This is a genomic window from Mesorhizobium sp. CA5, from assembly GCF_020165105.1.
Lineage (GTDB): Bacteria > Pseudomonadota > Alphaproteobacteria > Rhizobiales > Rhizobiaceae > Mesorhizobium.
In genome coordinates, this window is record NZ_JAIUHJ010000021.1 from 1 (window position 1) to 20514 (window position 20514).

The window sequence follows — 20514 nt, forward strand, 5'->3', positions numbered from 1 at the left end:
CTCGGCGAAGCCGAGACGGAGAGGGGAGCGCCCTACGAAGGCCCCCTCTCCGTCCGCTTCGCGGACACCTCTCCCCCACCTTTGGCGGGGGCGAGGAACCCAAGCACCGTTACGCCGGCGGGACAGCGCCCCCTCTGCCCTGCCGGGCATCTCCCCCACGAGGGGGGAGATTGGCAGCTCCAGCGCCAACGCCAGCTAATTGATGCTCGCCGTATGCGCCGGCTCAGCAGTCCTGCCGTTCGTCGTGTAAGGCACGCGATAACCATTGGCCGTCAGCCACGCGATTGCCGCCTTCGGCTCGTCGGTCTGGATGATGGTGGCGCCGCGGTCGACCCAGAAACCCCAGGCTTCGCGCGGCAGGCTGGCGGCGACGGCAAGCTCGTCGCCGCGGCCGCCGGCGAGAAAGCCGCCGGGCTTGTTGACGACGGCGTAGGTGTCGGCCCAGAGGTGCCAGTCGCCCCGCGCCGCTTCCGCCCGCATGCGGGTGCTGAACAGCGGCCCGCCGGTCGATGTCAGCGTCTCGGCGCCGTTGCGCCAGGTGATCAATTCGATGGCGCGCGGCGCAAACGCCTTGTCGAGCTCATCGGCGAAGGCCGCATCATGCACGGCGTCGTCGGCAAGGATCGGCATGAACTGGAAGCCGCCGCCGGCCTGGGTAAGTGCCGCGCTCGCGGCATCGATGCGCTGCCGGTTCCAGAGATTCTCCTTGACGATCACCTGGTCGGCCATGCCGAGATCGCGCGCCTCCGCGACCATGCCAGGCAGGTCGGTCACCTCCAGCTTGTTGTCGAGGTTGATCAGGATCCTGTCCCTGGTCGTCAGCAGCATCTCGCGCAGTGTCGACACGGTCTCTTTGGTGACGGTGCCCGTGCCCTCGACGACCAGCCGGCATTTCTTAAGCTCGGCCAACGTGTATTTCACCACCTCGCCCTTGCACGTGGTCGTGCGGTCGAGCCAGCTGTCATGCATGATGACGAACTCGCCGTCTTTCGCGCGCCGGACGTCGACCTCGACGATCTCGGCGCCGATCGCGATCGAGCCCTCGACCGCGGCCAGCGAATTCTCGGCGTAAAGCGTCTTGCCGGCCTGCATGCTGCCGGCGCGATGCGCGGCAATCATCACATGATCGCGCCACTGGTTGGCATGCTCGAAGCGGTCGAGAATCTGGCTGGCCCGGCTTTCACCAGCTAAGCTTTGCCCCGCAACGGTGGCAAGGGCGGCGGAAAAGGCAAGGCTCAGCCAGAGTGTTCGCATCGGGGAATCGCTCCGTTCCGGGTTGGAACCCGGTTAGGCGATGCCCATGACAGCGCAATGAACGAAGCCGGCTAGTTTTTGGATCAGATCCGCTTGGAAATGCGGCGGAACCAGGCCAGTGCCGGCATTTCGACGAATTGCCATGTGAACCACGACGCGGCAATGACGGCGATCAACATCGCGGCCAAAGCCGCGAAGCCGATCCAGGGCGAGCCGGGGCCGAAGCCGGTCGCATGGTCACCGCGCAGCATCAGGTCGCCGACTATGCCGAGCCCGAGCTTGCGTTCGATCAGGCCGCCGACATTGATCATGCGGGCCTGGACGAAGATGTGGACCATGTAGATCGAATAGGAGAGCGAGCCGAGCAGCAGCATCGGCCAGCTGCGCAAGGCCAAGCTGACCCACCCGCCCTCATGGGCGAAGAGATAAAGCGCCAGCGCGAAGATGACCGGCGCGGCAATGCCGGCGTCATTCGTTCCCGCCACCGAAACGAACAGCGCGATCACGACGATCATCGCCAGCTCCGCCAGCGTCCAGGCGAGGCGCCCTGCCCCGCCGCTCAGCGCCTGTCGCGCCTCTGCAATGGAATCGTGCTGAAACCAGGCAAGCAGCGCGCCGAGCGAGAAGCCGTAAAGACAGCGGAGGAAGCCGAAATGGAAGGACACGTCCATATGACGCGTCGAGACCGCGAGCAGGAAAAGCGGCGCCGTCGCGGCTGCGGCAACGAGCCATATCCAGGCGCGCTGGCCGGCGGTGAACACGACGGCGGCGAAAAGCAGATAGGTGAAGAACTCGGCCGAAATGCTCCAGCTCGGCGCATTCCAGCTCAGATGATCCTCAACGCCCATGCCCTGCAGAAGGAAAAGGTTGGCGACCAGGCTCTTCAGGTCGAAGCCTGCGGTGAAGGGCGCCGGGCCCGTTCCGTGAAGCGCCGGCAGCACGAGCCGCAGCGCCTCGAAGCCGGCGAAGGCGGCGAGCATCAGGAGATGCAACGGATAGATGCGGCCGAAACGCACGAGCGCGAACCGTGCAAGGTCGTCCTGCCCGGCGAGCCGTCCGCCATAGGCGCTGGCAATGACGAAGCCGGAGAGCACGAAGAAGAAATCGACGAACAGATAGGAGCCGCCGACAAAGGCGCTCTGCGACACTATCGAGCTGGTCGGGAAGTGGAACAGCGCCACCAGCAGCGCGCAGATGCCGCGCCAGGAATCCAGCACCAGGAAACGCTCTCCGGCCGTCGTGCCGACACGGGTCGCGGCGGGCGCGGATGCAAGATTGAGCAAGGCAGTCTCAGCCATAATGATACAGATCCTGTGTTGCCGTGGCACTCGCCGAGCGCCGCTTCGTTTCCGCAAGCTGTGACTGGCATGTTGCGTGCCGGTTCTGTAGTTGTGGCTGCCCCGACGAAACCGAGGATTCCTAATGGCGAACAATGAGATCGACCACGCCTTCACCGCCCGCTCCAAGACGGGCGCGTCGTTCGAGCCGACCTATGCCGGCGCGCTGTCGTTCATGCGGCGCAAATACACGAAGGACGTGAAGGGCGCGGACGCGGTCGTGTGGGGCATTCCCTTCGACGCCGCCGTCACCAACCGGCCCGGCGCTCGCTTCGGGCCGCAGGCGATCCGCCGCGCCTCGGCGATCCTCGACAACGATCCGCAATATCCATTCTCGCGCGACCTCTTCGAGCATCTCTCAGTGGTGGACTATGGCGATTGCCTGCTCGACAGCGGCAATCACCAGAAAACTCCCGGCACGATCGAGCGCGAGGCGGCCAAGATCCTGAAATCAGGCGCGTTCCTTTTGACGCTGGGCGGCGACCATTTCGTCACTTGGCCGCTGCTAAAGGCGCATGCCGCCGTCCACGGGCCGCTGGCGCTCGTGCAGTTCGACGCGCACCAGGACACCTGGCCCGACGACGGCAAGCGCATCGATCACGGCTCCTTCGTCGCCCGCGCGGTGAAGGAGGGGATCATCGACCCCGATCGCTCGATCCAGGTCGGCATCCGCACGCACGCGCCCGACACGTTCGGCATCAAGATCCTTTACGGCCATGAGGTCGAGGAGATGCGCGCCTCCGACATCGCCTATGCGATCGTCGAGCGCACCGGTGGCAAGAAGACCTATCTCACCTTTGACATCGACTGTCTCGACCCGGCCTTCGCGCCGGGCACCGGCACGCCGGTGGCAGGCGGCCCCTCCTCGGCCAAGATGCTGTCGACACTGCGCCAACTCGGCCAGATCGACATCGTCGGCGCCGACATCGTGGAGGTTGCGCCGGCCTACGATCATGCCGATATAACGGCGATCGCCGGATCGATCATCGCCATGCATTATCTCGGTCTGCTGGCAGAGCGAAAGGCGCGGCTCGACGAACTGAGCAACGGCCATCATGCCGCGGCAAATCACGCCTACGGCATATGACTTTGGAATCGCGAGGAATTTGGCAAGCGATGAAACCGAAAATCTTCATTGACGGCGAACACGGCACGACAGGCCTGCAGATCAGGGCGCTGCTGGCCGACCGTGACGACCTGGAGATCATCTCCATCCCGACGGAACGCCGCAAGGAGACTGCCGCCCGCGCCGAGATGCTCAACGCGGCCGATGTCGCGATCCTTTGCCTGCCGGATGCGGCGGCCAAGGAAAGCGTGTCGCTGATTACGAACGATACGACCAAGGTGATCGACGCCTCGACCGCGCATCGCGTGGCCGAGGGGTGGGAATATGGCTTCGCCGAAATGGACAAGGACCAGGCGAAGAGGATCGGCAGCGCGAAACGCATAGCCAATCCGGGCTGCTGGCCGCAGGGGCCGATCGCGACGCTGCGGCCACTGGTTGCGGCGGGCCTGCTGCCTGCCGACTTCCCGGTCACCGTCAACGGCATTTCCGGCTATTCCGGCGGCGGCCGCCCGATGATCGAGGACTATGTCGGCAAGGGCGAGGACGCGCCCGAGTTCCTACCCTACGGGCTCACGCTGCAGCACAAGCATGTGCCGGAGCTCCGCACCTATGCAAAGCTGTCGCACGACCCGATCATGCAGCCGGCGGTGGGCAATTTCGCGCAAGGCATGATCACCGTGGTGCCGCTGCAACTCGGCGGTCTCGACCGCGTGCCGACTGGCGCCGAGCTTCACGCGGCGATTGCCGACCATTATGCGTCGATCGATGGCGGCGTGGTCGAGGTCGCGCCCTACACCCTCATGGAGCGCATGCCGGAGATCGATCCGGAGATCTATAACGGCACCAACCGGATGAAGGTCTACGTCTTCGCCAATGACGAGAGGGCGCAAGCACTGCTGATGGCCGTCTACGATAATCTCGGCAAGGGCGCGTCGGGCGCCGCGGTGCAGAATCTCGACCTGATGCTCGGCATCAAGCACTGAGCGGTCGTGAACCTGGAGCTTGCTACCGCCGAGGCGATCCGCAAGGTTCGCCTCAGCCTCTGACGCGTATATCGGTCGGCAGCGGATAGGCGCCCTTGGTGCCGCGCCAATGCGCGGCAGCGAAGCCAAGCAACACAAGCGCGATCGTCTGATGCGTCAATGCCATGTGCAGCGGCACCTGCATCACTAGCGTGCCGATGCCGATCGAGGCCTGGACGACCACCAGCGCGAACAGAAGCGTGGCCCGGCGGGCATGGGTGGTGCCAGGCTGGCGCCGCCACGTCGCGACCATATGCCAGAGTGCCACGACAAAGATCACATAGGCGCCCAGTCGGTGGACGAACTGCACCGTCTTTGGGTTTTCAAAGAAGTTCAGCCAGGCGGGCTTCAGCAGAAGCAGATCGGAGGGGATCACCTTTCCATCCATCAGCGGCCATGTGTTGTAGGAAAGGCCCGCGTGCAGCCCGGCGACCAACCCGCCGAGATAGATCTGGATCAGCGCCAAAAGCACGATGACGCCGGCGAGCCGCTGCGTCGACCGGTCGGCGGCGGGCTCGGAATGCGGCGCCAAGCCTCGCGCCACCACCATTGTCGCCGTGAAGATCAGCGCGGCAAGCGTCAGATGCGTCGCCAGCCTGTATTGGCTGACCGAGACGCGGTCAACCAGGCCCGAAGCCACCATCCACCAGCCGATGGCGCCTTGCAGTACACCAAGCAGAAGGATGCCGACCAGCTTCAACCCAAGGCCTCGTTCGATGCGGCGCGTCGCCCAGAAGAACAGCAGCGGCAAGGCAAAGACCACCCCGACGCCGCGCGCCAGGATGCGGTGCGCCCACTCCCACCAGAAGATCGATTTGAAATCCTCGACGCTCATGCCCTTGTTGATCTCGGCATATTGCGGGATCTGCTGGTAGCGCTGGAACTCTTCCTGCCATTCGGCGTCGTTGAGCGGCGGGATGACGCCGTGTATCGGCTGCCACTCAGTGATCGACAGACCCGAGCCGGTGAGACGAGTGGAACCGCCGACCAGCACCAGCGCGACCAGCACGAGCAGCACGACGTAGAGCCAGCCGCGCACCAAAGCGCGGTTGTGCAGGTCGCGGTCGCGTGCGGCATAGGGGGCTGTGGCGGTGATGGCAGCCATTTCGCATTCCCGGCGGTTGAAACGCGAGATTGGTGGACCAAGGCCGCTCAACTGGCAAGACTGGACAGCGCGGCACGCCGTCGCGCCGGGTCGCGACGGTTGCGCGCTCTTGTCATTCGGCCTAAGCGGGGCGGGTCAACGGAACCGCGACATGCCCATTCGCCTGAAAAAGCTGATCGGAACCATATTGCTCGTGGCGCTGGTCGTCATCTACGCGCTGATCGCCTCCGCCGTCGCGGTCACCAGGCTCGCCGAATACGGGCCCACGGCGCATCTCCTGTTCTTCCTGCTCAGCGGCTTTCTCTGGGTTCTGCCGGCCATGGCCATCATCAAATGGCTGATCATCGAGCCGCGCCCGAAGGGATGAACCTTGCCGGCGTCAGGCAAGCGTGAAGCAGGCCTAGACCGTAACGACCATCTTGCCCGCATTGGCCAGCGGCGTCGTGATGCCGGACAGCATCGTGCGGATATGCGCAAGGCTCTGATAGCGGCCATTGACGGAGATGCGCGGCAACGCGTGCAGGAAGCCGGCATGCTCGGAGCGCAGCACTCCATGCCGCGTGGTCACCGCCGACGCATAGCCTGCGTCGCGGGCAAAGCCCACTTCGCGGCAGCTGACGGCGCTAACATAGCCGTAAGGGTAAGCCAGATGACGCGGCTCTTCGCCGAGCTTTTCCTTGAGAATGCGACGGACATCGCCGATCTCATGGCGCGCATCGGATTCGGAAAGCCGCTTCAAGTTCCGATGATTGACGGTATGCGCGCCGATGGTCACTAGCGGATGGGCGGCCATGGTGCGAAGCTCATCCCAGTTCATCAAGGTGCATGGGCGGCCTGTGCCGAATTCATAGCCGTTCGAACGGGCCAGTTCACGCAGCGTAGCGCCCTGCTCTTCCTCGGGGACCTCCGACGTCAGCCAGGTGTTCAGCCGCGCGACGGCCTGGATCTTTCGACCTTGTGTCGAGCAATCGATCGTCGTCGACTTGCCACCCATCGTCAGCGTCAGGCGCGAGCTGGTGTCGACGATGTCCTCGATCACGTCCCACCAGAGGTCGACGGCGCCGTCGATCAGGCCGGGGGCGACGTAGATGGCGATCGGCGCGCCGTGTTTTTCCAGGATCGGAAGCGCCTCGGTCATGTTGTCGCGATAGGCGTCGTCGGCCGTGATCGTGGCGAACTGGCCGCCTTTCCCGCCCGTCTTGATGCGTTCGATCGCTTCATCAAGGGAAACAAAGGCATAACCCTGCCCCTTCATGTCCGAGATCAGCTTGTCGAGGAAAGTGGGAGCGATGTTCAGATGCCGATTGACGCTGTTCGGCTTCTCCGGTGTCGCGGTGACGCGGTGCAGCATCAGGATAGCGCCGATGCCGCCGACAAACGGCCGCGCCAGAGGCGCAAGGCCGGAGTAGCGGGCAAGGTTCAGCGCCAGCTTCCGGATTGCATCGCCCCCGTCGATCATTCCTTCACCTTTTGCGCCTAGGCTTATTCAAGCACGACATTCGCCTATGCGAACCCCAGGTTGCAACCAATACGTCTTAAGGATTGAGGGATGGTTGACGCCACCGCGTCATTTGATGGCAATCGGGTCGCGGCCAACGAGGCTTCCGCGCGCCCGGTGCGAGCCGATCAGGGTCGGTGGACTGTGATCGCAAGCGGCGGCACCGGCCTTGCCGACTATGTGCAATTCTGCGCCTCGGCGCTGTTCGCGCCGGCGCAAAGCGCATCTTGGGTGGGCAACTGGGCGGCCGCGACCGGCGCCGACATGGTTGTCGCGACGCTGTCCTGCGATGGCCGCCCGGCGCTGTCGCTGGCCCTGGAGATCGTGGGGCGCGGCCCGTTCAAGGTTGCCCGTTTCGCCGGCGGGCGCCACGCCAACGGCAATTTCGCCGCCGCCGACCCGCGTTTCCTGCCTTCTATCGACGGCCAGGCGATCCGCTCGATGTTCAAGGCAATCGGGCGGGCGCGGCCGGATATCGACCTGATCTCGCTTGAAAGGCTGCTGCCAGAACTCGACGGCGTCGCCAATCCGCTGGCCGCGCTGCCCGGCTTTCCAAGTCCGAACCTCGCGCTTGCGGTCGATCTCGGCGGCGGGTTCGACGCGCTGCTGTCGCGCGCGAGCGGCAAGCGCAAGCGCAAGAAGCACCGCTCGCAGACGCGCAAGTTCGAGGCGGTCGGCGCCTTCCGCCGCATCGAGGCACGCACACCCGAGGAGGTCGACAGGCTGCTCGATGCCTTCCTCGAGATGAAGGAGGTGCGTTTCGCCAAGATGGGCATCGCCAATGTCTTCGGCGACAGACAAATACACGACTTCTTCCGGGCGCTGTTCGCCGATGCGCTGGCCGAGGAAAAGCCGCCCTTCCTGCTGCACGGCCTGGATGTGGCGGGCAAGCTGCGCGCGGTGACCGGCTCCAGCCGGTCCGGCAAGCGGCTGATCTGCGAGTTCGGCGCCATCGCCGAGGACGATCTCTCGTCCGCCAGCCCGGGCGACTTCCTGTTCTTCGACAACATCCAGGAAGCCTGCGAGCTTGGCTTCGATGTGTATGATTTCTCGGTCGGCGACGAGCCTTACAAGCGGCTCTGGTGCGACATCGAGGTCCAGCATTTCGAGGTGCTTGCGCCGCTGACGCTGAAGGGCCGCGCATTGGCGACGACGATGCGGCAAGGCGCGCGCGCGAAGGGCTTCATCAAGAACAACCCGACGGTCTGGAAGCTGACCAAAATGCTGCGCCGCAAGGCTGCCGGACAGGCGGCGCCTGTCGCGACCGAAGACGACAGCTAGGCCTGGTCAGAGTCGCACAATCGCCGTCGTGTTCCCGGCACGATGCGCGCAAGCGGGACCCCGAGTGACTCAACGGAACCTATCGAGCGCCGGGAGGTTTTCGCACCCAGAAGGAGAATGGCCATGGCTAAGTGCGACCAGTGCGGCAACGACTATGACAAGGCATTCCTTGTGAGCCTGGGCGGGCAAGCCTACACGTTCGACAGCTTCGAGTGCGCGGTCCAGAAGCTTGCGCCGACCTGCCCTCACTGCAGGGTGCGGATCATGGGACATGGCGTCGAGCAGGGCGATGTCATCTATTGCTGCGCGCACTGCGCCGGGCAGGAAGGGGCCAACGCTCTGACCGATCGCGCGCCGTGACAATCGCGATTCCGCTGCCCCTTCGGGCCACACGGGAATGCCTTTTCGAACGCGCCCTTGACCGCGACCCTGCGGCAGTCGTTCAGTTCTGGAGCGGTTGCACCGTTTCACGGAAACGGCGAACCGCGCTGTCTCTTTGTCTTTGACGCAATTCCAGCCGGAAGGCTGCGGCGAAGTTGCCGAACCTAACCGCTCACACTTTTCCTGGAATTGCCTAACTATGCCGCCTGAACGATCTCGACCAATTCAACATCGAACACTAGGTCCTTTCCGGCCAACGGATGATTGCCGTCGAGCTTGACGCTGGCATCGTCCACGCCGATGACCGTTACTTGCATGGCACGTCCCTCGCGGGTGCGGGCTTGCAATCGGGTGCCAATATCGACGTTGATGTTTTCCGGCACGCTGGCGCGGTCGATGGTTACGACCGCTTCAGAGCGATGTGGGCCATAAGCGGCGTCGGCGGGGACGGTGACGGTGCTTTTCGCGCCGACCTCCATGCCTTCGACATGGGTTTCGAGACCAGCGATTATCTGTCCTTCACCCAGTGTAAACTGCAACGGTTCATTGCCGGAAGAATCGAATTGGGTGCCGTCGACCAGACGCCCAATGTAGTTGATGCGCACGGTGTCGCCGTTCTTGGCCTGTGTCATAACAGCCATCCTTTGGGAGTTGAGGGGCCGGCTTAGGGTTCACGGTCCCGCTCTCGATCATCCACGCACGAAAATGCGCAGCGCGAAGCATCAAAACTAGGTGCCTCGCCGCCGATGTAAAGTGCAGGAGTCGCCGAGAAATGCCGCGGTTCGCCCTTGTAGCTAAGAATTGCCCCGGGGCTGAGCCGTGTCCCATTCGTCGCGGTGCCGGCCTCCGGTCTTATGCGGCCGACCGGCGTCGGGGCAATGGGTCTCCCGGTTCATGGCCGACCGGTGTGACCAGTGTCAGGTTGGGATAGCCGTTCTCGATCAGCTTGACCGCGGCCTGCGTCACCTGGTCGTCGGCCTCTAGCATGGACAGGAAGACTTCGGTGCCGTCACCGACCAGGCGGCCGATGCCTTGCGCGTCGGCCGGGCCGCATTCGACCACGACGAGATCGTAGGCCGTGGTCAGCGACTGCATGATGATCGGCAGCCGATCGGCGGCGCGCATCGCGCGGACGGGGTCGGCGGTGCCGACCGGAATGACATGCGCGTCGGAATAAAGATCGGGGTGGATGACGTCGCTGAACTGCGCTTCGGAAGCAAGCAGATTGGTGATACCCGGGAAAAGGCTCGAGTCCAGCATCGGCCGCGATGCGGCGCCCGATGCCGTGAGGTCAAGCAGCAGCACGCGCAGGCCGGCGTCAGCTACTTCACGCGCCACGAGCACGGCGGAGGCGGCCGCCTCGTCGCCTTCCGGCGATACGAAGATCGCGCGCGCGGCGCCGGAACCGATCAACTTCTCGGCAGCCCTGTCGACATCTATCTCGCCGAGCCTGGACGGACCCGGCTTGGGTTCCGGCTCGGGCATTGGTTGCTCTGCCGCAACGGTGTCGGCTTCAAATGTCTCATTCTGCGCGATCGGCGGCTGTCTCTCCGGACGTCGCTCGCTGGCCATGGACGTCTCATAGGACGCGAAAGGACTCTGGTCGTCCTCGATTTCGGCTACAACCGGCTCGGTGCGCGCAGCGGGCATCGCCACCTGCTCGATATCGGTGAAACGGGCGCCGGCGGCCGGACGCATGGCACGGCCCGAGAACAGCTCGCCAAGCAGCGTGCCGATCGCCATCAGCAGCAGCGAAGCGGCGGCGGCGGCCCCGGTGATCGGCCCGATCTTCGGAAAATAAGGTTGCGACGGCACCTGGGCCTGCGCGATCAGGCTCGCCGCCACAGGCGAGTATCTGCGATCCTTGCGCGAGGCTACCGCATTGTAACTTGCCATATAGGATTCAAGCTGTTGGCGCTGGACGTTCGCGTCGCGCTGCAAGGCATCCAGCTGCACCTGCTGCTCGCCAGCGCGCGCTGACGCGGCCTTCAAGGTGTTGACGTCCGCGATCAGCTGATCCTCGCGGGCCTTCGCCGTCTGAGCCTGAGCCGACAACCCCCGGATGATCTTTTGCGCCTCGTTGCGAATCTGGCCGCCGAGGTCGGCAAGCTGCGACTTCAGCGCCCGGATGCGCGGATGATTGTCCAGCAGGGTTGTGGAAAGATCGGCGATATTGGCCCGCAGCTCCACCTGGCGCTCGCGCAGGCGCTGGATCAACTCGGAAGACAGGACCTCCGGCACGCTGTCCAGCGAACCGCCATTCCGCAGCGCCCGGCGCACGCTCTCGGCACTCGCCTCGGCGGCGGCGCGGCTGGCGCGCACACGCGACAATTCGCTCGACAGCTCAGAGAGCTGCTGAGTCGGAAGCACCGAATTGTTGCCGCCCATCAGCAGGTCGGACTGGGCGCGGAACGCGGCGACCTTGGCCTCGGCATCCCTCACGCGATTCTGCAGATCGGCGATTTCCGGCGCCAGAAAGTTGGTCGCGGCGGCGTTCGATTCGAGCTTGGCGTCACTCTTCGAGGCGATATAGGCCTCGGCAATGCCATTCGCGACCGCTGCGGCAAGCTTGGGATCCTTCGAGGCGAACTCGATCGCGATCGCGCGCGTCTTTTCAACGGCGTAAACATTGAGCTTGTCGTGCATGGCGTTCAGCACACGCTCGTCCGGCGGGATATCGAAGGGATCGCTTTTCAAGCCGACGAGCACAAGCACACGCCCGAGCGACGACATTTTCAGCGTTTCGTCGAACTCCGGCAACTTGTCCAGGTTGAGCTTGGTCGCCACCTGCTTGAGGATGTCGGGCGAGGAAATGATCTGGACCTGGGTGGCCACGCCCTGCTCGTCGAGAATCGGCTTGTCGTCGTCGTTGGTGCCCGGCGGCCGGGTGTATTCCGATTCGCGCGAGCCGATCTCCAGCTTGGCTGTCGCCTTATAATAGGGCGTCGCGAGCCAGGCGAAGGCGAAGGCCAGCCCGGTGACCAAAAGCGTGACAAAAACAATGCGCAGCCAGTTCCTCGCCAGGCTGGCGAAGAGCTGTCTCAGGTCGACATCGACGTCTGCGGCCGCTGACTGAACGGACATGCATCCTGCTCCGAGCTTTGAGTCGAAGCTGGACCGTAAAGAACTATGGTAACTCACCCGTTAAGATCAGAATGAATGCTTATTAGAGGGCACTCAAAGAAGATTGCTCGAAAGCAATAGAACAATTGGGCTTTTTACCGATCTCCGCTCTCCCGGACCGCGCTCCTTTACCGCCCATTAACCCTAACAGGCTGATAACGGTCGCACTTTCCTGGGGTTGTGCCGCGGCTTGCGGCAAGAGCGATGAAGGTTCCTGGCCGGTCATGAAAAGCACTGCTTCCCTCTTTCGCGCTTTGCTTGCCCTGTCGCTGCTCACCGGCTGCTCGAGCTACCGCCCGACACCCGCCGCCTTTCATGAAGTGCTCGATCAGCCCTACCGACTCGGCGCCGGCGACCGCGTCCGTGTCACGGTGTTCGAGCAGGACGGGTTGACCAACACCTACAGCGTCGACCAGTCCGGCTATCTGTCCTTTCCGCTGGTCGGCGCGGTGCCGGCGCGCGGCCACACCGCGCAGCAGTTGGAAAAAGCGATCGCCGACAAGCTGCGCCAAGGCTATCTGCGCGATCCCGACGTTTCGGTCGAAATCGACCGCTACCGGCCGATCTTCGTCATGGGCGAAGTGGGCGCTGCCGGGCAGTATTCCTACGTGCCGGGACTCACCGTGCAAAAGGCGGTCGCCATTGCCGGCGGCTTCACGCCGCGCGCCAATCAGGAGAGCGTCGACATCACCCGCGATATCAACGGCAAGGTGATGACCGGGCGGGTGCTGACATCCGATCCACTCCTGCCCGGCGACACCGTCTACGTCCGCGAACGGCTGTTCTGAAAAACCCGTCGTGGCGGTGAACCTCAGGATCGTGCACTGCTTTCGCTCACCTGTCGGAGGAATCTTCCGGCACGTGCGCGACCTGACCGAGGCGCAGGTCGCCGCCGGCCATGCGGTGGGAATCGTCTGCGACTCGACCACCGGCGGCGACTATGAGGAGCGCTTGTTCGAGGCGATGAAGGACAGCCTCGCGCTCGGCATCCATCGCACGCCGATGCAGCGTCATGTCGGGCCGGGCGACCTCGCCTCGGCCTGGCGCACCTATCGAATCATCCAGGAATTGCGGCCGGACGTGCTGCACGGGCACGGCGCCAAGGGTGGCGCCTATGCCCGGCTGTTCGGCTCACTGTTGCGGGTATCAAGGTTTCGCGTTGCCCGCCTCTATTCGCCGCATGGCGGCTCCCTCCACTATGACGAAACGACCGCGATGGGAAAGCTGTTCTTCGGCCTGGAGCGTTTCATGGCGCGCTTCACCGATTGCCTGCTGTTCGTTTCCGACTACGAGGGCAACACCTATCGCCGCAAGGTCGGCGAGCCGCCCATACCCAACACGCTTGTCTATAACGGCCTGCGCGCCGCCGAATTCGAACCGGTGACGACGGCAGCGAATGCCGCCGATTTCCTGTACATCGGCATGATGCGCGACCTGAAGGGCCCGGATATCTTCATCGATGCGCTGGCTATGGCCGGCGACGAGCTCGGACGCCCCTTAAGCGCCGTGATGGTCGGCGACGGCGACGACCTGCCGCGCTACCACGCGCAAGTGGAGCGACTCGGCCTGAAAAGCCGCGTCCGATTCCTGCCGCCCATGCCGGCGAGACAGGCTTTCGCTCTGGCCGAGTTGATTGTGGTGCCATCCCGCGCGGAGGCGATGCCCTATATCGTGCTCGAAGCTTTAGCCGCCGGCATGCCGATGATCGCGACCGCTGTCGGAGGCATTCCGGAAATTTTCGGCGAAGACTCCCCTGCCCTGATCCGCCCCGACGCATCTCAGCTCGCCGCCAAAATGGGGGCGGCGCTCAGCGACTTTGACGGCTATCGAAAACTGATGCCGCAAGCCGATGAGCTGAAGGCCCGATTCGGTGCGGATGTCATGGCCGCCGATATCGAGAAGGCCTATTTCGCGGCACTGAACAAATAGGCCGCGGGCCGCAACAACTCCAAAACCACCGGTTGTTTCAAGGCTTTCTTAGCTCTCTTTTGCTATGCAGTTGCGCGAAGCTCGCGGACAGTTCCCATGAATGAGATCGACCCCGCGCACCGCTTTTCCATAGATGCGGTGCGCAACTACGATGCTCCCGCCGATGGCGAAAAGCCTGGCGGCATCAACGATGTGGCGCGCCAGGTCGCTTCGCAATACCGGCGTGATACCATGTCGCCGATCATGGTCAGCGGCGTGCTGCGCATGGTCGAGTTCGCGATGCTGTTCCTGTCTGGGCTCGGCGTCTATTTCCACTATGTCGGCTTCTTCAGCTATCTGGCCTGGCAGTATCCGTTGGCGATCGCGGCTACGTCGTTCCTGGCCGTGGTGCTGCTCGACGTGACCGATTGCTACCAGATCGCGGCGCTGATGCGCCCCCTCGCGAATTTCGGCCGCGTGCTGCTGGTCTGGGCAGGCAGCTTCGCGCTGATGGCGCTCACCGCCTTCGCCATCAAGGCGTCGGAAGACTATTCGCGCCTGTTGTTCGGCACCTGGTTCGTGGCCGGCTTCGCGCTGATCTTCGGCCTGAGACTCGTGATGTCCAGCCTCATCCGGCGCTGGGCGCGCGACGGCCGCATGGAGCGCCGCGCGCTCATCGTCGGCGGCGGCAAGGCGGCCGAGCAGCTGATCCGCTCGGTCGAGAAGCAGCCCTACAACGACATCCGCATCTGCGGCATCTTCGACGACCGCAACGACAAGCGCTCGCCGCCGATCGTCGCCGGCTACCCGAAGCTCGGCACCATCTCCGAGCTCATCGAATTTGCCCGCATCGCGCGCATCGACATGCTGATCGTGTCGCTGCCGCTGACCGCCGAATCGCGCGTCCTGCAGCTTCTGAAGAAACTCTGGGTGCTGCCGGTCGATATCCGGCTTTCGGCACATTCCAACGCGCTGCAGTTCCGGCCGCGCGCCTATTCCTATATCGGCTCGGTGCCGATGCTCGACATCTTCGACAAGCCGATCAACGACTGGGATTCGGTCGCCAAGCGCGCCTTCGACATCGTCTTCTCGCTCATCGGGATCATCGTCTTCTCGCCGGTGATGCTCGTCACCGCGATCGCCATCAAGCTCGACAGCAAGGGCCCCGTGCTGTTCAAGCAGAAGCGGCACGGCTTCAACAACGAGATCATCGAAGTCTACAAGTTCCGCTCGATGTTCACCGACCGCTCCGATCCGACCGCCAAGCAGACGGTGACCAAGAACGATCCGCGAGTCACCCGCGTCGGCCGCTTCATCCGCAAGACCTCGATCGACGAGCTGCCGCAGTTCTTCAACTCGTTGTTCGGCTCGCTGTCGCTGGTTGGGCCGCGCCCGCATGCCATCGCCGCGCAGTCGCACAACCTTCTCTACAACGAGGTGGTGGACGGCTACTTCGCCCGCCACAAGGTCAAGCCCGGCGTCACAGGCTGGGCGCAGATCAACGGCTGGCGCGGCGAGATGGACACCAACGAAAAGATCCGCATGCGCACCGAATACGACCTCTATTACATCGAGAACTGGTCGATGCTGTTCGACCTGCGCATCCTGTTCCTGACGCCGATCCGCCTGCTCAACACGGAAAACGCCTATTGAGCGCCATCGCCAGTGAATTGCCGCCACAGGCTGTCAACCAGTTGCAGCCATCGGCAGTCAACCGGTTGCCGCCGCGGGCGGTCAACGCCAAGTTGATCTCGCTGATCGCATCGGCTGCGATCGGCGTCGGCATCCTGCTTTCCGGCTTCGTCATCAGCGAGCCGGCGCCCTATGAAATCTACATGGCCGGGCTGATCGCGGTCTGGGCGTTGTTCGGGCTTCGAATCTCGCGCGCGATCATGCCCCTGCTGGTGCTTCTGGTGGCGATGAACATCGGCGGCATGATCGCGATGACCCAGATGGCCGACCTCGCCAACACCCCGCTCTATCTCGCCGTCTCGCTGTTTTTGGCCTTCAGCGCGGTGTTCTTCGCCTCGGTGACTTCGGTCCAGCCGAGCCTCTACCGACTGATCTTCATCGCCTATGTCGTGTCGGCCGTGGCGACGTCGCTGCTCGGCATCGCCGGTTACTTTCATGCGTTTCCGGGCGCGGAAATGTTCACCAAATACGACCGCGCCGCCGGTGCCTTCCAGGATCCGAACGTGTTCGGGCCGTTCCTGGTGCTGCCCGGCACCTACCTGCTCTATCTGCTCTTGACCGGCCCGGTGTCGCGGATGCCGCTTCTGGCCGTGCCGCTGCTCATCATCACCGCCGGCATCTTCTTCTCGTTCTCGCGCGGCGCCTGGGGCATGTTTGCCGTGTCGGCGGTGCTGCTCACCGCCTGCCTCTTCCTGCAGAGCGCCAGTGGCAAGTTCCGGCTGCGCGTGGTGGTGATGACGATCGCTGCCGCGGCGCTGCTGGTCATCGCCCTCATCGTCATCCTGCAGTTACCCGGCGTGTCGGACATGTTCACACAGCGCGCGCAGCTTGAGCAGAGCTATGATTCGGCGCGGCTCGGCCGCTTCGCCCGCTATTCGATCGGCTTCCAGCTGGCGATGGAGCACCCGTTCGGCATCGGCCCGCTGGTCTTCGGCACGATCTATGGCGAGGACACGCACGACATCTGGCTGAAGGCGCTGATGGATTATGGCTGGCTCGGCTTCGTCTCGTTCCTGACGCTGACGCTATGGACAATCGGCGCCGGCTTCCGCATCCTTCTGCGCGACCGGCCGTGGCAGCCCTATCTGCTCTGCGCCTATGTCGCCTATCTCGGCAATATCGGCCTCGGCACCTTCATCGACATCGACCACTGGCGCCATCTCTATTTGCTGCTCGGCCTGGTCTGGGGCGCGATCGCGCTGGAGTACCGGCACCAGCGGGAATTGCGGCTGGGAAGGCCTGCATCGCTCGTTGCAATTTCACCTGCGCGATAGGCACCGAATTCGGTTGACCCGCACCGCCTTATCACGATACATCGCCACCCGGTCCGGAGTGTAGCGCAGCCCGGTAGCGCACTTGACTGGGGGTCAAGGGGTCGTCGGTTCGAATCCGGCCACTCCGACCATTTGAAAGAGAACTTCCCCCCAAGTTCTTAGGTTGAGCCGAAGGCTTCCGCTCCTTGGGCAACCGTTTGGTCCAAAAACAGCTTCTCGTTGATTTTAGAGTAGTTCCGCGACTTGTCGGCAGAAGCTTGGGGGCTGTCACGCGAGCGGAAGATCTATCTGGCCAGGAGGCCGAAGAACAAGAAGATCGTTGTCCGTCCGCCAGTGGGCATGCGGTGCGCTTCTTCATCGGCGATCAGAATCGTCGACGCAGTCACGTGCCTGGCGCCGAGCAGCGCCTCGGTTCTCCCCCATGGCGCCGGGCGCTGACACCGGCGTGGAGCGTTAACGGATTTGTTAATGCGGCTCGGCGTATAGGATTCCACGCAGTATCGACAGTTCTGAGCACCGCTTCGCGCTTACAGCAACGGCACTCTGTATGAAACCGAAGCCTTCTTCAGCGGGATCGAGCCTCACACAGCTGACCAGCTTGCGATTTTTCGCCGCTCTCTATGTGCTTGCCTTCCACTCGGCAGACATTGACGGAGCGCCGCCCCCGATCGCCAATTTTGTGCAGAACGGCTATCTGGGCGTCTCGTTCTTCTTCCTGCTGTCCGGCTTCATTCTCACCCATTCCTACTTCGACAAGATGTCTGACTGGTACGAGATCCGACAGTTCGCCTTAGCGAGGTTTTCCAGAATTTATCCAATCTATCTCCTTGCCCTTATTGTGGCTTTGCCGCTGACAAGCATGCCCTTGGATCACCCGCTTGCATCACTGGCGACACTTGGCCTTGTTCAGGCATGGGGCGGACCAACGACAATGCTCGGATTCTTCTGGAATCCTCCGGGTTGGACACTCTCGATCGAGTTCTTTTTCTATCTTGTGTTCCCGTTATTGCTTCCCGTCCTTTCAAGGCTTACGGGCGGAGTCCTGTGGATCAGCCTGGCAGCTTTGGTGCTGATTTTCGTAGTTATGTGTCTGCCGGGTCTCGGACCGACCGGCTACCTTGCGTTCGGCTGGATGAAGCTGGTGCCTCTCCCGCTGCTGAGGCTGCCCGAATTCATGACCGGCATCATTTGCGCTCTGCTGTTTAGGGCCGGCGCGTTCGATCGCTTCCGCAGCGACCGGCCAGCCATTCTGGCCATGGCGTTCACGGTTGCCACGCTTGTCGCGACACGCATGGTGACGACAGGGGGTTTCGCGGCGATCGGCTTTGTCGCGCTGATTGCGACATGCGCCGTGAATGACGGCAAGACCCAACGCGTGCTGTCGTACAAGCCGCTCGTGCTGCTGGGCAATGCAAGCTATGCCCTCTACATCCTGCAAATCCCGGTGCGAAAGTGGATTCCGGTGCTGTTCACCGGAGAATGGGAATGGGTCGGAAGTCTTTTGTACCAGCCTTTGCTGGTCGTTATCTCGGTCGTCGTTTTCATTCTGGTGGAGGAACCTGCCCGCAAGCACCTGCGCTCCTCAATTCCGCAGCGAGCGAGCCCTTCCGTCGCATGATTCAAGCGCCATGCGCCGCGAGCATGCGGCGCGCGCTTTCCTCGTCGGTGATCAGGATGGTCGGCGCAATCAGGTTCATGGCGCCGAGCAGCGCCTCGGTCTTTTCCGCGCCGCCGGAGGTGAGGATGCGGATCGGCGCCTTGCGCAGGCGGTCGACATCCACCGACATCACATGGCTGTTGACGGGATGGTCGACCAGATCGCCATTGCGGTCATAGAAATGGAACAGGAGATCGCCGACGGCGCCGCGCGCAAGCAGCGCCTCGCGGTCCGCTTCCTTCAGGAAGCCGCCGCGCGAGAAAGTGGTGGCCGAAGCGATCCCGCCGACGCTGAGCAGCACGGCGTCGAGCGCATCGGCCATCTCAAAAATCTCCTGCAGGCCGCAGCGCTCGACCAGCGCGATTTTTGTCTCGACGCTGTCGACGACCGCAGGCGTCGGCATCAGATAGCCGTCACCCTGGAAGATCTGGGCGAAGCGCCAGGCGAACTCGGCCGGGTTGACCCGGCGCGCGACGCCGACGCCGCCAAGCAGCGAAATCACGCTGAAATCGGTTAGCGATTTGGCGCTGATGAAGGGCAAGGTGTTGAACAGCGTGACTCCCCAGCCGACGCCGACCCGCATGCCGGATTTCATCGCGTCGGACAGGAACATGCCGGTCTTGGCGGCGATTGCCGGGATCGGGTCGGCATTGGGATCGGTGAGCGGCGCCACCAGCGCCTGCTGCAGTCCGAAGGTCTGTTCGAGCGCGCGCTCCAACCGCACGATCTCCAAAAGCTCGCTCTCGATGGTGATCTTCACCTCGTTGCGTGCCCTCGCCTCGGCCAGCATGCGCACGATGGTGACGCGGCCGACGCCGAGCACGTCGGCGATCTCGTTTTGCGTCATCTGCTCGACGAAATACATCCAGGCGGCGCGGATCCTGAGGCGGTCGGTCCGGCTTTCGCTCACGACCTGCTCGGATGCCTCGGCCGCCGCCCTGCCGTTTTCTGGTTCGCCCTGCCGTCGCCTGCCCAATTTCCCCTCCAACCCCGGCGGTGACACCTCGCCGATTCTGCATGCTGGTTAAATATCGCCTATTGATCTACCAAGCGAGACGAACAATCTAGAGAGGGCGGCTGGCGCCCAAAGCCGTGACCGGCTTCAGCATTTCGAGGCAATTGGCGATGCTGCGACAAATTTCCGAAGACGTCCGCGCCAACCTGAAGGACCGGCTTCGGGAACTGCGCGATGCCATCCGCCAGAACCGCCACGACAGCGCTGGCGACCCCTCGCAAGATATCGCCGGCAATTTGCCTCTCTTCCCGGGCCGCAGCCTGCTCGGCCACGCCGCGAGCGCCGTCGACGAGGCGCTGACGATCGCCGAATCCTTCGTACCGCATTCCCGGCCGCTCAAGGTCGACGGCACGACCGTCAAAAGCCTGCGGATCTATTTCCCGCACGGCGATGAAGACCGGCAGATCGGCGGCGAGCGTCAGTTCAGGCGCGACATGTATTATCTGACCCGCGCGGTCCTTGCCGGCTACGGCATCGACAATCCGCGCGTCCACGAGGCGAGCTTTTCCGCCGTGCATGTCGCAATGCGCAAGCGCTACGCGGACCTCCTGGCCGGCGCGACGGCGGATGCGGCATCGACGGACCAGGTCGCGGCGGCCTGTGCGGCTCTGCTCGTCGAATGCCTCAACCACCGTCCGGTTCAGCCTGGCGAGACCGGTCCAGGCCCGGCGATAGCCGGCGACCGGTCTCTCGACATCAGGTGCCTCGCGCCCGTGGCGCTTGCCTGCGGACTGGCGACCAAGGCGGATGGAACGCCCGAGCCCGACATTCTCGAGATCGCGGTGCTGGCTGCCGAAGTGCGGGAAGACCGCATCCGGCAGGCCTGCGCCCAGGCCAATGCCGTCCAGGAACTGACACCGGTTCTCGCCACCCTGCTCGCGCATCTAGCGTAACCGCCGCG

Annotated in this window: 18 protein-coding genes and 1 tRNA gene; 12 read left to right on the top strand and 7 right to left on the bottom strand. The window is 63.6% G+C overall.

What is annotated here, in order from left to right; all coding sequences use genetic code 11:
- Window positions 1-195: 195 nt before the first annotated feature.
- Both LB529_RS23390 and LB529_RS23395 read right to left on the bottom strand, forming a co-directional pair.
- Window positions 196-1254, bottom strand: a complete 1059-nt coding sequence (locus LB529_RS23390) for a glycerophosphodiester phosphodiesterase family protein (protein ID WP_224712413.1) — start codon at window positions 1252-1254, stop codon at window positions 196-198.
- An 83-nt stretch (window positions 1255-1337) separates the two neighbouring features.
- Window positions 1338-2552, bottom strand: coding sequence for an acyltransferase family protein (locus LB529_RS23395; RefSeq protein WP_224712414.1), 1215 nt, complete (start codon window positions 2550-2552; stop codon window positions 1338-1340).
- Between the two features lie 124 nt (window positions 2553-2676).
- Between LB529_RS23395 and speB the strand changes: the two genes are divergently transcribed.
- Complete coding sequence (gene speB / locus LB529_RS23400) at window positions 2677-3678, top strand: agmatinase (RefSeq protein ID WP_224712415.1); 1002 nt, start codon at window positions 2677-2679, stop codon at window positions 3676-3678.
- 29 nt (window positions 3679-3707) lie between these two features.
- Window positions 3708-4640, top strand: a complete 933-nt coding sequence (gene argC / locus LB529_RS23405; RefSeq protein WP_224712416.1) for an N-acetyl-gamma-glutamyl-phosphate reductase — start codon at window positions 3708-3710, stop codon at window positions 4638-4640.
- Window positions 4641-4692: 52 nt separating this feature from the next.
- Here the strand turns inward: argC and LB529_RS23410 are convergent, their stop codons facing one another.
- On the bottom strand, window positions 4693-5784 hold the full coding sequence (locus LB529_RS23410; protein ID WP_224712417.1) for a COX15/CtaA family protein: 1092 nt from the start codon (window positions 5782-5784) through the stop codon (window positions 4693-4695).
- A gap of 151 nt (window positions 5785-5935) precedes the next feature.
- On the opposite strand from LB529_RS23410, the gene LB529_RS23415 reads away from it, so the two are divergent.
- The gene (locus LB529_RS23415) at window positions 5936-6151 is read left to right on the top strand and encodes a DUF2842 domain-containing protein (RefSeq protein WP_040999884.1); all 216 of its coding nucleotides are present in this window, start codon (window positions 5936-5938) and stop codon (window positions 6149-6151) included.
- Between the two features lie 33 nt (window positions 6152-6184).
- On the opposite strand, the gene LB529_RS23420 is transcribed toward LB529_RS23415, so the two are convergent.
- Window positions 6185-7243 (bottom strand): polysaccharide deacetylase family protein, encoded by a 1059-nt coding sequence (locus LB529_RS23420; RefSeq protein ID WP_224712418.1) that lies wholly within the window; start codon window positions 7241-7243, stop codon window positions 6185-6187.
- A gap of 90 nt (window positions 7244-7333) precedes the next feature.
- Between LB529_RS23420 and LB529_RS23425 the strand changes: the two genes are divergently transcribed.
- The gene (locus LB529_RS23425) at window positions 7334-8563 is read left to right on the top strand and encodes a GNAT family N-acetyltransferase (protein ID WP_224712419.1); all 1230 of its coding nucleotides are present in this window, start codon (window positions 7334-7336) and stop codon (window positions 8561-8563) included.
- A gap of 123 nt (window positions 8564-8686) precedes the next feature.
- Window positions 8687-8923 carry a hypothetical protein gene (locus LB529_RS23430; RefSeq protein WP_224712420.1) on the top strand — a complete coding sequence of 79 codons (237 nt, stop codon included), beginning with the start codon at window positions 8687-8689 and terminating at the stop codon, window positions 8921-8923.
- Window positions 8924-9141: 218 nt separating this feature from the next.
- Here the strand turns inward: LB529_RS23430 and LB529_RS23435 are convergent, their stop codons facing one another.
- Both LB529_RS23435 and LB529_RS23440 read right to left on the bottom strand, forming a co-directional pair.
- Window positions 9142-9576, bottom strand: coding sequence for a peptidylprolyl isomerase (locus LB529_RS23435; protein WP_224639633.1), 435 nt, complete (start codon window positions 9574-9576; stop codon window positions 9142-9144).
- Between the two features lie 220 nt (window positions 9577-9796).
- Window positions 9797-12028, bottom strand: coding sequence for a GumC family protein (locus LB529_RS23440; protein ID WP_224712421.1), 2232 nt, complete (start codon window positions 12026-12028; stop codon window positions 9797-9799).
- 263 nt (window positions 12029-12291) lie between these two features.
- Here LB529_RS23440 and LB529_RS23445 point away from each other — a divergent pair, with 263 nt between their 5' ends.
- The 6 genes from LB529_RS23445 (at window position 12292) to LB529_RS23470 (ending at window position 18559) form a co-directional block, all read left to right on the top strand.
- Entirely contained in the window at window positions 12292-12855 is a 564-nt protein-coding gene (locus LB529_RS23445; protein WP_095767646.1) for a polysaccharide biosynthesis/export family protein, read from the top strand.
- A 10-nt stretch (window positions 12856-12865) separates the two neighbouring features.
- Entirely contained in the window at window positions 12866-13996 is a 1131-nt protein-coding gene (locus tag LB529_RS23450; RefSeq protein ID WP_224712422.1) for a glycosyltransferase family 4 protein, read from the top strand.
- Window positions 13997-14092: 96 nt separating this feature from the next.
- Complete coding sequence (locus LB529_RS23455; protein ID WP_224712423.1) at window positions 14093-15628, top strand: undecaprenyl-phosphate glucose phosphotransferase; 1536 nt, start codon at window positions 14093-14095, stop codon at window positions 15626-15628.
- A gap of 5 nt (window positions 15629-15633) precedes the next feature.
- Window positions 15634-16941: an O-antigen ligase family protein gene (locus LB529_RS23460; RefSeq protein WP_411962573.1), complete on the top strand. Its 1308-nt coding sequence runs from the start codon at window positions 15634-15636 to the stop codon at window positions 16939-16941.
- Window positions 16942-16995: 54 nt separating this feature from the next.
- A tRNA-Pro gene (locus tag LB529_RS23465) sits at window positions 16996-17072 on the top strand.
- 416 nt (window positions 17073-17488) lie between these two features.
- Window positions 17489-18559: an acyltransferase family protein gene (locus LB529_RS23470; protein WP_224608369.1), complete on the top strand. Its 1071-nt coding sequence runs from the start codon at window positions 17489-17491 to the stop codon at window positions 18557-18559.
- A gap of 1 nt (window position 18560) precedes the next feature.
- Here LB529_RS23470 and LB529_RS23475 read toward each other — a convergent pair whose 3' ends face one another.
- The gene (locus LB529_RS23475) at window positions 18561-19574 is read right to left on the bottom strand and encodes a sugar-binding transcriptional regulator (RefSeq protein ID WP_224608371.1); all 1014 of its coding nucleotides are present in this window, start codon (window positions 19572-19574) and stop codon (window positions 18561-18563) included.
- A 149-nt stretch (window positions 19575-19723) separates the two neighbouring features.
- Between LB529_RS23475 and LB529_RS23480 the strand changes: the two genes are divergently transcribed.
- Complete coding sequence (locus tag LB529_RS23480) at window positions 19724-20506, top strand: hypothetical protein (protein ID WP_224608373.1); 783 nt, start codon at window positions 19724-19726, stop codon at window positions 20504-20506.
- The last annotated feature ends 8 nt before the right edge of the window (window positions 20507-20514 follow it).

Bases quoted from the DNA above. Each gene is read 5' to 3' on its own strand.
- LB529_RS23390 (WP_224712413.1), bottom strand. From the start codon at position 1,254: ATGCGAACACTCTGGCTGAGCCTTGCCTTTTCCGCCGCCCTTGCCACC.
- LB529_RS23395 (WP_224712414.1), bottom strand. From the start codon at position 2,552: ATGGCTGAGACTGCCTTGCTCAATCTTGCATCCGCGCCCGCCGCGACC.
- speB (WP_224712415.1), top strand. From the start codon at position 2,677: ATGGCGAACAATGAGATCGACCACGCCTTCACCGCCCGCTCCAAGACG.
- argC (WP_224712416.1), top strand. From the start codon at position 3,708: ATGAAACCGAAAATCTTCATTGACGGCGAACACGGCACGACAGGCCTG.
- LB529_RS23410 (WP_224712417.1), bottom strand. From the start codon at position 5,784: ATGGCTGCCATCACCGCCACAGCCCCCTATGCCGCACGCGACCGCGAC.
- LB529_RS23415 (WP_040999884.1), top strand. From the start codon at position 5,936: ATGCCCATTCGCCTGAAAAAGCTGATCGGAACCATATTGCTCGTGGCG.
- LB529_RS23420 (WP_224712418.1), bottom strand. From the start codon at position 7,243: ATGATCGACGGGGGCGATGCAATCCGGAAGCTGGCGCTGAACCTTGCC.
- LB529_RS23425 (WP_224712419.1), top strand. From the start codon at position 7,334: ATGGTTGACGCCACCGCGTCATTTGATGGCAATCGGGTCGCGGCCAAC.
- LB529_RS23430 (WP_224712420.1), top strand. From the start codon at position 8,687: ATGGCTAAGTGCGACCAGTGCGGCAACGACTATGACAAGGCATTCCTT.
- LB529_RS23435 (WP_224639633.1), bottom strand. From the start codon at position 9,576: ATGACACAGGCCAAGAACGGCGACACCGTGCGCATCAACTACATTGGG.
- LB529_RS23440 (WP_224712421.1), bottom strand. From the start codon at position 12,028: ATGTCCGTTCAGTCAGCGGCCGCAGACGTCGATGTCGACCTGAGACAG.
- LB529_RS23445 (WP_095767646.1), top strand. From the start codon at position 12,292: ATGAAAAGCACTGCTTCCCTCTTTCGCGCTTTGCTTGCCCTGTCGCTG.
- LB529_RS23455 (WP_224712423.1), top strand. From the start codon at position 14,093: ATGAATGAGATCGACCCCGCGCACCGCTTTTCCATAGATGCGGTGCGC.
- LB529_RS23470 (WP_224608369.1), top strand. From the start codon at position 17,489: ATGAAACCGAAGCCTTCTTCAGCGGGATCGAGCCTCACACAGCTGACC.
- LB529_RS23480 (WP_224608373.1), top strand. From the start codon at position 19,724: ATGCTGCGACAAATTTCCGAAGACGTCCGCGCCAACCTGAAGGACCGG.